General features: G+C 62.9%; 10 protein-coding genes and 1 pseudogene. 3 read left to right on the forward strand and 8 right to left on the reverse strand.

Features of this window, described 5'->3' with window-relative positions:
• Positions 1-125: 125 nt before the first annotated feature.
• Positions 126-1502, forward strand: a complete 1377-nt coding sequence (locus ACFOEV_RS10325; protein WP_386773539.1) for a serine hydrolase — start codon at positions 126-128, stop codon at positions 1500-1502.
• 1618 nt (positions 1503-3120) lie between these two features.
• Here ACFOEV_RS10325 and ACFOEV_RS10330 read toward each other — a convergent pair.
• The 8 genes and pseudogenes from ACFOEV_RS10330 to ACFOEV_RS10365 form a co-directional block, all read right to left on the reverse strand.
• Positions 3121-3567, reverse strand: a complete 447-nt coding sequence (locus tag ACFOEV_RS10330; protein WP_386773541.1) for a DUF3304 domain-containing protein — start codon at positions 3565-3567, stop codon at positions 3121-3123.
• Complete coding sequence (locus ACFOEV_RS10335) at positions 3567-4352, reverse strand: DUF4123 domain-containing protein (protein ID WP_386773882.1); 786 nt, start codon at positions 4350-4352, stop codon at positions 3567-3569. The genes ACFOEV_RS10330 and ACFOEV_RS10335 overlap by 1 nt, the downstream gene beginning before the upstream one ends.
• 12 nt (positions 4353-4364) lie before the next feature.
• Positions 4365-4766, reverse strand: a pseudogene (tssI, locus tag ACFOEV_RS10340) (type VI secretion system tip protein TssI/VgrG); the annotation flags it as partial.
• Positions 4767-5050: 284 nt separating this feature from the next.
• A complete protein-coding gene (locus ACFOEV_RS10345; protein ID WP_386773543.1) occupies positions 5051-5569 on the reverse strand; it encodes an Hcp family type VI secretion system effector in 519 nt (172 codons plus the stop codon).
• Between the two features lie 306 nt (positions 5570-5875).
• Positions 5876-7351, reverse strand: coding sequence for an ABC transporter ATP-binding protein (locus tag ACFOEV_RS10350; RefSeq protein WP_386773545.1), 1476 nt, complete (start codon positions 7349-7351; stop codon positions 5876-5878).
• Positions 7348-8166, reverse strand: a complete 819-nt coding sequence (locus tag ACFOEV_RS10355) for an ABC transporter permease (RefSeq protein ID WP_386773547.1) — start codon at positions 8164-8166, stop codon at positions 7348-7350. The genes ACFOEV_RS10350 and ACFOEV_RS10355 overlap by 4 nt, the downstream gene beginning before the upstream one ends.
• Positions 8163-9122 carry an ABC transporter permease gene (locus ACFOEV_RS10360; protein ID WP_386773549.1) on the reverse strand — a complete coding sequence of 320 codons (960 nt, stop codon included), beginning with the start codon at positions 9120-9122 and terminating at the stop codon, positions 8163-8165. Before ACFOEV_RS10360 ends, ACFOEV_RS10355 begins: the two co-directional genes overlap by 4 nt.
• A complete protein-coding gene (locus ACFOEV_RS10365; RefSeq protein WP_386773551.1) occupies positions 9119-10639 on the reverse strand; it encodes an ABC transporter substrate-binding protein in 1521 nt (506 codons plus the stop codon). Before ACFOEV_RS10365 ends, ACFOEV_RS10360 begins: the two co-directional genes overlap by 4 nt.
• Before the next feature lie 311 nt (positions 10640-10950).
• On the opposite strand from ACFOEV_RS10365, the gene ACFOEV_RS10370 reads away from it, so the two are divergent.
• Both ACFOEV_RS10370 and ACFOEV_RS10375 read left to right on the forward strand, forming a co-directional pair.
• The gene (locus ACFOEV_RS10370; protein WP_386773553.1) at positions 10951-11409 is read left to right on the forward strand and encodes a (2Fe-2S)-binding protein; all 459 of its coding nucleotides are present in this window, start codon (positions 10951-10953) and stop codon (positions 11407-11409) included.
• Positions 11410-11421: 12 nt separating this feature from the next.
• Positions 11422-11973 (forward strand): molybdopterin cofactor-binding domain-containing protein (locus ACFOEV_RS10375; RefSeq protein ID WP_386773555.1); only part of this gene is annotated, 552 nt, incomplete at its 3' end.

Raw genomic sequence — 11973 nt, forward strand, 5'->3', positions numbered from 1 at the left:
TGCCTTCTTTAAATAGCGGTGATCGACTTTATGGAAAGAGTGGACAGCATGGTATTCATGGACATACTTCCTATAGAGGGCAGGGGAATTCGGGTAATGCAAGGAACACTAGAGGGACAACAATAATGATACCCGGGATATATCGCGAAACGCGGCGCTTCATGGTGCTGTCAGTGGTGTTTCTGGCACTTCTCGCGTTGACACTTTCTTCATCGGCTCGCGCCAATCCTCGCTATGCATCGATCGTCGTCGATGTGGCTAGCGGCGAGGTGTTACATGCGGCCAATTCAAGGGCTACTCGCTACCCGGCATCGTTGACCAAGATGATGACCTTGTATCTGCTGTTCGAGGCGATCGAGCAGGGGCGGGTAACGCTCGACCAACCGTTGCCGGTATCGAGTTATGCGGCATCGAAACCGGCTTCCAAGTTGTGGCTGAAAGCGGGTAGCAGCATCACCGTGCGCGAGGCGATTCCCGCCTTGATCATACGCTCGGCCAATGATGTCGCTGTGGTGGTCGCCGAAGCACTAGGCGGAACCGAGAGCGACTTCGGCCGGTTGATGACCGCGAAAGCCCGGGAAATGGGGATGAACGATACCCACTTTCGCAATGCTTCCGGCTTGCCGGATAGAGGCCAGACCACCACGGCGCGTGACATGGCCACACTCTCGATCCGGTTGATGCAGGATTTCCCGCAGTATTACGATCACTTTTCCCAAACCAGCTTCTTGTACGAGGGGAGGAAGCATACCGGCCATAATCGTCTGCTCACCAACTACGATGGTGCCGATGGCCTGAAGACCGGTTATATCCGTGATTCCGGCTTCAATGTCGCCACCTCGGCAGTGCGCGACGGGCGTCGTATCGTCGCCGTGGTCATGGGCGGCTTTACCGCTCAGTCGCGGGACGCCCACATGACCAAGCTGCTCGATCGGGGCTTCGTGCAGGCCTCCATGCTTCAGGCGCGTGACTGGATAGCCAGCGCGGATATCTCGGATGCCAAACCGATACGTGTCGCAGCGACAGCGCCTCAGGCACGGCCAGATCGCGTCGATGATCTGACTCGCTCCGTCACGCCTCAGCCGTCACCCGCCCAATTGGCGGATGCCGCTGCCACGACGCGTGTCGAATCCTCGTTCCTGGCGGCGACTCAAGCCATACCGCATGAGTCGTTCCAAACCGCCAGCACACCGGCCAACGACCCGATTCTGGCGCTGGTCAATCGAGTCGAGAGCGGGATGGGGGATCAACAGGAAGCCATGGGCGGCGACTGGGCGGTACAGGTCGGGGCCTTCCAGGATGCCGGTATGGCACAGGATCTGGCCGTGCGAGCGGCCGACTACCTGCAAGATGAGTTGCAGGCCCGGGTTGCCGTTACCGAAGCGCCAGCGCCAGAGCGCAGAGTCTACCGTGCCCGGTTGATCGACATGCAGGAACAGCAAGCACGCAGCGCCTGCAATCAACTGGCGCGGCAAGGCATGGAGTGCCTGGTGGTGAGATAAGATCATTGTCGGGCTGAGGCCCGGCAATGACTCCCAACTTCGATATTGCGTCTCGGCAAGGCTGCCCTCGTCGTCTCGATGAGTCGCTTCGTCGGCCCGCTCGGCTTCCTCAAGCTCCCACTGCTCATGATCGGCAGTGAGCGAAGCGGTTATGGCACCAAGGGTGCGGTTATAGTAGCGACTGGGTAGGGCATCCTCTCTAACTTCCAGGACTTCCAGGACTTCCAGGACTTCCAGGACTTCCAGGACTTCCAGGACTTCCAGGACTTCCAGGACTTCCAGGACTTCCAGGACTTCCAGCGCCTCGCGATAGTCTCGAAAACGCTGCGCCAACCAAGCCAGATAGATCAGGGTATGAAATCGAAAGTTGTCCGGGGTCGGACGTTGGTAATCACCAGTCTGGCGCTGATAGTGACGGGCGAGGGCCAGTAGCGAGTAACCTTCGACCCGGTCATCCAGTTCGAACAGGCGGGAAAACTGACGGCCTCTAACTGCGAGGTTGTCCAGGCTTGGAAAGGGCACGCCTGCCATGGTGGCACGACGATACATGCGATGCTGCGTGGCGCGCGACAGCTCGGCGCTGGTCTTCTGCTCATCGGAGGTAAGGCCGCCGCCGATATCCTCGCTGATACCCGGACATAGTTCCTCATGCCAATTGGCGTTACGGGTGCCGAGAGGGCGGCAGCGGCGATAGAAGCGTCGCTCATGGGCGGCGATCAAGTGCAGTGCCTGGCGACAGCCGGGGTGCAGCGTGCCACCATCATCGAGCACTGGCGTCAGGGGATGAAACCAGTCCAGCGGCCCCATCTTGGGGAGCGTGCGATCCACGCAGTCGAGTAGTCCAACGAACACGACTTGCACCTCGATGCCCCGGTAGCGGTAGGTATCGCTCTCCTGTTCACACGTCTCGTCCAGCAGCTCTCGCACGAAGGCTTTAGCCATGGCTGCGCCGAAATCGAAGCCGAAGACCGATACGCGTACCCGGGCCAGTGGCAACTGACCTTGCTGCTGTACGTCGCGCACGCTTTGCTGGAAATCGCGAATCGCTGAAGACTGGCGTGTATGGGAGCCGCTGATCAACACGTTGGCGGCGATCGGGTTATCGCGAATAGGAGCGAATGCCTCGGCCCCCGTGCGCACCGCCGAGTCCCGGGCCTGCTTGACCCAATTCCAGGGGCGGGTGACCGAGCCCTTGAAGGAGCGACCGAACACCTCCCACCAGCGCCCCTTGCGCTCGCCGGAGGCGACGTCACCGGCTGCCTCGATAGCGCTATTGCGCAGCCGCGCATCGCGGGTGGCTTCTGCTTCGTTGGGGACACGGTGGGCCGCCGCCATCAGATTCTCGGAGAGGCTGGTCCCGAAGGGAGTGCCGAGACCGGAATAGTAGTGTTTGATAAATTTATTCGAAATCGTACTGTTTTCTTGCGGAGGGTAGGCACTGAAGAGCCGGCCGATGTTACTGACCCGCCCCTCCCGGAGGTCTTGCTCTAAGTGTCTGCCCATGCCATCGAAGAAGAAACCGACCTCCAATGTCTGACGGCAGTCGGCTCCCAATCGGGAAGCTGGAGCATTGTCCGCTCGCGCATTCAATGCTTGAAGGCACTCGAGTGTTTGCTGGTCAGTCATCGTTATGGTACTCCTCACGAAGTCGCTCGGAGAGTGGTGACTGTAAGGTCGGGCTCCAGGCCATCTCTACCCGGTTGCCGGGAAGAAAATGCACGTGCAGGTACTGATCTTCCCGGCTGCGCACCGGCATGGGCAGGGTAACGCTATGGCGTTCTTCCTTTAGCCCTGCTTCGATATCTTTGGGAGTTACATCAAGTATCCATACCACCTCGGCAGTATCGCCCCTGAATGACCAACAGCAAGTCGTTCCTCCGTTTCCTCCCCAATTGTCATTGACCCAGTAACTAAAGATTGGCCGGCCGGTATGGTTGTGACTCTTCAATCTACCGGTGTCTCGACGAGAATAATCTTGCCAAGCCACAGCAGCGATGAGGCCTGCGACAAAAACAACTTGAAGCCAAACCGGTACGAAACGATCGAATGCCCAACGAAACAACATCAGAACATTTCTCCGTGCTTTTCCGTAAGCAATTCGAGCAGAGGCGCTTTGCCGTTAGCGGCTTGCTGCAGCAAGGGCCGCATTTCTTTCGATTGCCAGGTGTCTTCACCTTGACTTAGCAGGAGGTACGCATAAGTTCGGCGATCCGATGCACGCGTTAATCCATGCCTATCAGCGTCCTCCAGCGTCTTTGCCACCAAGCGAGGACGCTCGCAGCTGCATACCCCGGTGAACAGGTCAGGGGCGTTCTCGACTAATTCCGCTGTCAGCCTCATGACCTCGGTATTGCCGTTCAGCGCTACCCACAAGTCATCGTTCACCTTCAATTTCCATGGCCTTGGGGTTTCCTTGTGTGCCACGCCCTCAAGTGCTGTCCATCCATACTTCCCGCTTCGATACCACCAGTGGCGTATGCCTGCGAACAGTGCACTACGGTACTCGTCGGGGGCATCGGCATGCAGGCGCTCGATGACCTCGGGTACGTAGAAGCGTAACAAGGAGCGTTTACCCTCGAGACTCTCGACAATCATGGCGGGTGCCAACTGAGCCGCGAGCAGTTCTCCATCAAGCTCGCTCTCGATCCAAGCATACAGAGCACAAGATATCTTTTCGAAGTGTTGCCAAGCCTCTAGTCGAGAATCGTTGACTTCTAGTACCCAGGGGCCTTCACGCATTAGGTGAGGCTGAGCGCCGTCATCGATCAATGGCCAGTAGCAGTTGCTTGTCTCGAATGTTGAAAAAAGAGCGGAGCGAGTTGCAGGTGATAGTGAGGCCAGTTCAACCAAGGCAAAGCGCTTTACCGCGTTATGCTTCTGGGCGGCTTCCTCGCCGAGGCGGTCGCGGTGGACCTGGAGGAAGCTATCGTGACCGATCTGCTCGCGACGGTCGTTGAGCGTCAGCAGTTCGAGGTCTTTCTGGGCGTGCAGCCAGATCTGTTCGCGGTCCTTTTCATCCTCGAAGCGCAGCTAGTGGAAGCCTTCGCCCTGGTGGGTCTGGGTACGGATCACGGTGCGCGTCTTGTGCTCGGGCAGGGCGTAGGGCGGGGTGTTGACCGCGTGGTAGGTGCGCCCGGTGATCAGCGGCTGGTCGGGGTCGCCTTCCAGGAACTCGACGATCACCTCGTGGCCGATGCGCGGGATGGCCAGCATGCCGTAACCGCCCCCGGCCCAGCCCTGGGAGACACGCAGCCAGGCGCTGGCGAACGTGACGCTGAGTTCGAAGGGATGGGAGAGCCGTTCGCGGTGCGTGAAGTCGACCACCGCCAGGTCGAGCGCGTCGTGCCCGGCAAGTGCGAGCGTGAACTGCAGTCCGGTGCGGTTGGCCATGGTCCCTCCTGGACATCGGTAGGCTGGGTGCCGATCACGGAACGACACGCTGACGCCAGGGCTTGCCAGCAAGCCCTGGCGTCAGCGCAGCGGTCAGCACGACGGGGCGGACTCCTTGGCGCGAGTCATTGGCGAGACCGCCCCGTCATGCCCCGGCCTTACGACTCGAGCGGGGCGCGCCAGTCGTCGGACCCCGAGGTACCGGCGACGGTGTGTTCCCAATCGATCTTGCGGTAGGCCAGCGACACGTCCATCAGTTGGGTGAATTCGGACTTGGCGACATCCTGGGCATGCGGCATGCGCAGGTTGATGTCGACGATGGTGGCGTCGGTCAGGGTGGTGGTGAAGAAGTGTTCCTGCTTGCCTTCCACCGAGGTGCGATACCACTTCAGCTCGACGTTGGGCAGCATTTCGCCGGAGGCCAGGGCGTTGTACATCAGCGGCACGGCCTTGTTCAGCGCCACGGTGAACACGAACGGCTTATGGGCGCGCTGGCCGGACGGCTGGCCGGACTGCGGGTCGGTGGGGACGGTCACCACATGCTTGAATTCCTGGACCAGCATCTCGTCTTCATGGCCTTCGACGTAGATGTTGCCCACGGAATCGGCGGTGAAGGCGCCGGCGGTGATGTTGCCCTGGGTCTGGCCTTCGATGCTGATATAGCAAGGGGTCGGCATGAGTCTGCTCCTTGACGGTGTGGAAAAATGTCCGATGGACCCCTTGTAAGGGGCAGGGAGCGTGCCATCTCATGTAAAAAATTGATAAATCAATACGTTATGATTTTTCTTCAAACCATGTCTAAGTATGTTTAGGCAAGAAGTTGCCCTGGGCGGGCAAGATATTGCCCAGCGGGCAACTTCTTGCCTGATTTTTCCGAGGTTATGTTAAGGCTACGAGGCTTGGCCACGTATGCTCTTGCGTGCCTGACGACCAAAAAAAGAGGTGGCCAGTGGCCACCTCAAGCACTACTTGCCTAGCAATCGTCAAGACACGACCAGGTCCTCCCGGGAGGTCGTCGTGGCGCTGCGGGGAGTGAGACCGCCCAGTGCTAGTCGCCTGTCGCAGAGCCGCTCGATCAATGCCGGGTCGTGGCTGACCAGCATCACGCCGCAAAGGCGTTCGCGGGCCAGTTCCACCAGCAGTGCCAGCGTCTCCTGTTGGGTGATGGGGTCGAGACGCGAGGTGGGTTCGTCGGCGAACAGGAAGCAGGGCTCGAGCAGCAGCACGCGCAGGATGGCGAAGCGCTGTAGCTCGCCGCCGGAGATTTCGCCGGGGCGACGCTCGAGCAGTGCGGGGTTCAGGTGCAAGCGTATCATCAAGGGCACGATCGTCGCCGGCTCCAGACGATGCCGTCGTATCAGATCATTGAGCAGGCGTCGCAACGTCCAATGCGGAGAGAAGGCCGCCGGTGGGTCCTGGTAGAGCTTCTGAAAGCCCAGACGAGGATGGCTGGAGTCCCTTGTCACTTCGCCCTCGTCGTTCCTGGCCACGCCCAGCAGCACATCGCCCAGCGTACTCTTGCCGCAGCCGGATGGACCGCACACGCCGACGATCTCGCCCGGGGCGATGGTCAGCGACAGCTCCTCGAACAGGATCTTGCCACCGCGCGCCTTGGTGATGCCCTGCGCTTCGACCACCGGGGCGTGCTTGTCCCGGGGTGGGGGTGGCGGTGTCGGCCAGCGGCTGGGCTCGGCAGCCATCAAGCGTCGTCCGTAGTCGCTGCTAGGGGTATCCAATACCCGTTTGGCGGGGCCGCGTTCGACCACTTGCCCATGGCGCAGGATCGCCACTTCGCCGCCCAGGCGACGCGCCACTTCGATATCGTGGGTGATGGTCAGCAAGGCGCCGCCATCGTCGGGTGTTCGAGCCAGCAGCTCTACCACCGCATCGCGGCGGGTGGCGTCGAGCCCTTTGGTCGGCTCGTCGGCGATCACGATGCGAGCACCGCCGGCGCTGGCGGCAGCAAAAGCCACGCGCTGGGCCATGCCACCGGAGAGCTCGGAGGGCAGCTTGTGTCCGGCATCCTGCAAGCCCAGACCGTCGAGATCACGCCGCGCGGCGTCGCGTGCCTCACGACGTGAACGTCCAGCCACGTGGCGATGGCTTTCGGCGACCTGGTTGGCGGCGCGCATGGTCGGGTCCAGCGCATGCCAGGGTTCCTGGGGCAGTAGCGCCAAGGTGTGACCCCACGGTTCGCGGCGTGATTTGGCATCACTGGCATCGAAGAACTGTCCGGCGATGTGCAGGCGGCCTTGGGCGACGAGCCCCTTGGGCAGGGTGCCCATGATCGCCTGGGCGAGCAGGCTCTTGCCCGAGCCGGTTTCGCCTAGCAGGGTCAGGCGCTGGCCGGGAGCGAGCGTCAGCGAGAAGGGGGCGATACTGACGCCTTCGCCGTCGACCGCCAGGTCTTCGACGTGCAGCAGCGGGGCTTGTTGTGACGAGGTCATCGGTAAGGTCATCGCGGATCCCTCCCGGCCAGCAGATTGAGGCCCAGCACCAGCACGAACAGCACCACGATGGGCTGGGCCATGGCCCAGGGGGCTTCGTGGTAGTAGGGCAGCAGTTCGATCATCATCAGCCCCAGCTCGGCGGTGGGCGGGCGCAACCCGACACTGACGAAGCCCAGTGCCGCCATGGCCAGGATGGCACTGGCGGCGCCGAAGGCCGCCAGGGTCAGCACCTGCGGGGCCAGTTCCGGCCATAGGTGACGGCGGAACAGGTAGAGAGGACCGAAGCCCAGCAGCCGGCTGGCCTCGAGCTGTGGCGAAGCCGCCAGTGCCCGCGTGCGGGCGCGCACCAGGCGGAAGTATTCGATCCACAGCACCAGTGAGATACCCACATAGAGCGTCCAGAAATTGCCCGGAGCAATGGCCACCAGCAGTAACACCAGCAGCAGACCGGGTAGCGCCAAGCAGGCGTCGGCCAGGCTGCCCAGCACGCGGTCCAGCCAACCGCCGCGCCAGCCGGCGAGTACCCCTAGCAGCACACCTGGCACCGCCGCCGTGATAACGCTGAGCAGTGCCATGCCCAGTGACAACCGAATGGCGGCGGCCAATCTGGCCAGCAGGCTGCGGCCCAGGTGGTCGGTACCCAGTGGCTCGGCCAGCGAGGGCAGTTGCAGGATACGGGTAAGTTGCTGGCGGGCGGGGTCGGCATCGGATAGCCACGGCACCAGCCAGGCGAAGGCCAGCAACAGTGCCAGCAACAGACCGCCCACACGCTGACGAGCACTCAGACGCGGCAGTGTGAGGCGAGGAGCGACGAGAGTGGTCATGCGTGGCGCCTCCTGGGGTCGAGCAGGTGGCAGGCAATATCCACCAGCGTGTTGAGCAGCACGAACAGCAGGCCCATGATCAGCGCGGTACCCTGGATCATCGGCACGTCGCGGGCAACGATGGCATGCACCAGGGCGTGGCCGATGCCGGGCCAGGCGAACAGCGTCTCGACCACCACCACGCCCTCGATCAGATAGACGAATTGCACGCCGAGGTAGGCGACGACCGGCACCGCCACATTGCGTAGGCCATGGCGCACGAAGGTCAGGCGATCACTCAGGCCCTTGGTGCGCGAGAAGGCGTAATAGGCCGACTGCGAGACATCAGCCATGGCGTTGCGGGCCACGCGGCTGGACACCGCGGCCAATCCCAGCGCCAGGGTCAGCGCCGGCAGCACGCTGTGCGCGGTGCGGCCATGACCGGCGGCGGGCAGCCAGCCCAGGCTCACGGCGAATAGCAGGATCAGGACCAGGCCCACGGCGAAAGGCGGTAGGGCCCGCAATACACTGGCGACGACTTCGCTGAAGCGATCGAACATGCCGCGGGGACGTAGTCCGGCGATCAACCCCAACGGCGGGCCGAGCAGCAACGACAGTGCCACGGCGACTGCCGCCAGGCCCAGCGAGTGGCCGAGCTGGTGCCACAACTCGCGCACCACCGGTTCGCCGCTGACCAACGAGCGGCCCAGGTCGAACTGCAGCAGATCCCAGAGCCAGCCGAAATAGGCGCTCGATGCCGGCTGGTTCAGTGCCAGTTCGGCGCGCACCGCCTCGGCGGCGGTGCTGTCGACCATGTCATGACCGTAACGGCCGGCGGCGATGCGATACGCCATGTCGCCAGGCAGGGTGCGGGTCAGCACGAAGGTCAGGGTGCCGACCATCCATGCCACCAGTCCAGCCTGGAACAGGCGCTGCAACAGGAGGGAAGGCAATCCTTGTCCGAGGCCTCGGTTCATTCGGCCCACCTCAGTTCGGCGATCCGATAGCTACGCTCCAGCGGATCGATGGAGAAGCCCTGCAACTCGTCGCTTACGGCGGCGGTCTGCTGATACCAGGCCACCGGGATCACCGGCATCGCCTCATGCAGCCGGGTGGCGGCCCGGGTTGCCAGGCTGTCACGCGTCGTGGGATCGGTCTCGCTGCGCAACTGGTCCAGCCATTCGTCGAACTCGGTGTCCGACCAGCCCATGGCGCCCCAGTCGCCTCCCTCAGGGCCGAAATCGTCGAGCACCGTGCCCAGCGGGTCGGGCACCAGGCCGTAGTTGCGTGCCGCCATCCCCAACTCGAGGCTGCCGTCGCGGTGTCCGGAGGGGATCTCGCTGGCGTTGCCCACCGCAACGTCGAGTTCGACGCCCAGCTCGCGCCACTGATCCTGCAGGGCGGTGGCCACCAGCGGTAGTTCCGGACGGTCGGAGAAGGTGCGCACGGTCAGCCGGAAAGGCTTGCCGTCACGTTCGAGAAGGCCATCGCCGTTCGCTTCCCAACCCAGCGTTGCCAGTTGCTCGCGGGCCTGCTCGAGGTTACGGGCATCGTCAGGCGAGATGCCGAGATGCCATGGCCCCAGGCTTGCTGGGAACAGTTCCGGGGCGGCGGCCTCCGGTGCGCGCAGCAGGCCGGCGGCGATGCCGGCACGGTCGATGGCTTGACTCAGCGCCTGGCGGGCACGCTCATCGTTCAGGAAGGGATGGCCAGCATTGACCTTGAGTACGATGGTGCGTGGCAGCGGCTCGGCATGCAGGGTCAGGTCCGGCTGGCGCGACAGGCGGGCACGACTGGCGGGGTCGAGAGTAAAGACGATATCGGCATCGCCGCTCTCGGCCATCAGTGCGCGAGTCTCGCCACGGCTCACGGCCAGGTAGCTGGCGCGTTCGATGGCCGGGGCCTCACTCCAGTAATCGTCGAAACGGGTGACCGTCAGGCGCTGCGGCGGCTCCAGGCTGTCGACCTGGTAAGGGCCGCTACCGATCATCGCCGTCACTTCGCCGTTCGCGGCGTAGGCGGCGGGTGCCAGAATCTGGGTGCCGGAATGGGCCAGTAGCGCCGGCAGTGGCGCGAAGGAGGATTCGAGTCGAATCACGACGTCGTCGCCTTCGGCTTCGATGGCCGTGATCGGCGCCGAGTCGAGCATACCCGGCTTGGCGCGGGCGTGGTCGAGGCTCGTGGCGACGGCTTCGGCAGCGACCGGCGTGCCATCGTGGAAGCGGGCATCATCGCGAATCGTGAAGCGCCAGATGGTGGCATCGTCGTTCTGGGTCCAGTCTGTGGCCAGACCGGGAGCGAGACGGCCATCGGCATCGGTGTCGACCAGGGTTTCGGCAACCTGCATGCGGGCGAAGACATGGCCCGATTTCGACGGATCGGGGCTGGTGATCTCCCAGGGGGCGACGATATCCAGGGTGCGCGGCTCGGCATGCACAGCGGTTGAGGTCAATGCCAGGCCGAGGGCAGCGAGGAGAGTTCGTGGGTGAAGCATGGGCCTTCCTTAGCAGGGATTTGCTGAAAAAGAGACTATATAACATAACACACACAAGGCTTGGCAAGTCATCCGTCTGATGCGCCGCGAGGGAGTCGGTCATGCCAGATCTGGCGCGACAGGATCAGGCAATGATTCGCCATTAATAGGCTAATCCTCATGAATGTTTCCTTTCTATACTCTGTCGTAGTCTCGAGTATCGAGCCGGCAGGCGCTCCACCCGGAGCGCTCCCTGCCGCGCATCTTTCCAACGACACGGCTCATCGCTGTCCAGCGTGGTTGTCTATAACCAGAAAAGCGTGAGGAATCCCATGGCGACTCTGACCATCAATGGTGAATCCCATCAGCTCGACGTTCCCGATAACATGCCGCTGCTCTGGGCGCTGCGGGATGTCGTGAACCTGACCGGGACCAAGTACGGTTGCGGCATGTCCCTGTGCGGCGCCTGTACCGTGCATCTCGACGGGCAAGCGACCCGCTCGTGCGTCACGCCCGTTTCCGCCGCCGTCGGCAAGCAGGTGACGACCATCGAAGCGATCGACGAGGACCGCGTCGGCAAGGCCGTGCAGGAGGCGTGGCGCCAGCATGACGTGGTGCAGTGCGGGTATTGCCAGTCCGGCCAGATCATGTCGGCCGTGGCCCTGCTACGCGACAATGCCGCCCCCAGCGACGACGATATCGATTCCGCCATGAGCGGCAATATCTGCCGCTGTGCGACCTATGTGCGCATTCGCGCCGCGATCCACGATGCCGCCGAGAACCTGGCCTAAAGGAGTGTTGTGATGGGAATTCTCAAGCATGCGCCATCGCCCGAGCAGGAAGCCGTGGGCGTCGTCAACATCAGCCGGCGTCGCTTTCTGCAGGGGTCTGCCGGCCTGGTGCTAGGGCTTTACCTGGCACCGCTGACCCTGAACGGAAGCCGGGCCGAAGCGCAAGAAGGGGCGGAGGCCGACTTCGAGCCCAATGCCTTCGTGCGGATCGCTACCGATGGCACTGTGATCGTGCTGGCCAAGCATCTGGAGATGGGGCAAGGCACCTACACCGGGCTTGCCACGCTGGTGGCTGAAGAACTGGATGCCGACTGGAGCCGGGTACAGGTGGAAGGCGCACCAGCGGATGCCGAGCGCTACAAGAACCTGGCCTTCGGCCTGCAGGGCACCGGCGGGAGTACGGCCATCGCCAACTCCTACGAACAGATGCGTACGGCCGGCGCCACCGCGCGTGCCATGCTGGTGGCGGCGGCCGCCGAGCGGTGGGGCGTTGCCGAGGAAAGCATCAGCGTCAGCCAGGGCGTGGTGCGGCATGCCGACTCCGGGCGCGAGGCGGGGTTCGGT

This window comes from Litchfieldella rifensis, assembly GCF_042646605.1.
Taxonomy (GTDB): Bacteria; Pseudomonadota; Gammaproteobacteria; order Pseudomonadales; family Halomonadaceae; genus Litchfieldella; species Litchfieldella rifensis.

What these genes read in the sequence shown, in the direction of transcription:
- ACFOEV_RS10355 (WP_386773547.1), bottom strand. Translation starts at nt 8,166, where the DNA reads ATGACCACTCTCGTCGCTCCTCGCCTCACACTGCCGCGTCTGAGTGCT.
- ACFOEV_RS10360 (WP_386773549.1), bottom strand. Translation starts at nt 9,122, where the DNA reads ATGAACCGAGGCCTCGGACAAGGATTGCCTTCCCTCCTGTTGCAGCGC.
- ACFOEV_RS10330 (WP_386773541.1), bottom strand. Translation starts at nt 3,567, where the DNA reads ATGTTGTTTCGTTGGGCATTCGATCGTTTCGTACCGGTTTGGCTTCAA.
- ACFOEV_RS10350 (WP_386773545.1), bottom strand. Translation starts at nt 7,351, where the DNA reads ATGACCTTACCGATGACCTCGTCACAACAAGCCCCGCTGCTGCACGTC.
- ACFOEV_RS10370 (WP_386773553.1), top strand. Translation starts at nt 10,951, where the DNA reads ATGGCGACTCTGACCATCAATGGTGAATCCCATCAGCTCGACGTTCCC.
- ACFOEV_RS10365 (WP_386773551.1), bottom strand. Translation starts at nt 10,639, where the DNA reads ATGCTTCACCCACGAACTCTCCTCGCTGCCCTCGGCCTGGCATTGACC.
- ACFOEV_RS10325 (WP_386773539.1), top strand. Translation starts at nt 126, where the DNA reads ATGATACCCGGGATATATCGCGAAACGCGGCGCTTCATGGTGCTGTCA.
- ACFOEV_RS10345 (WP_386773543.1), bottom strand. Translation starts at nt 5,569, where the DNA reads ATGCCGACCCCTTGCTATATCAGCATCGAAGGCCAGACCCAGGGCAAC.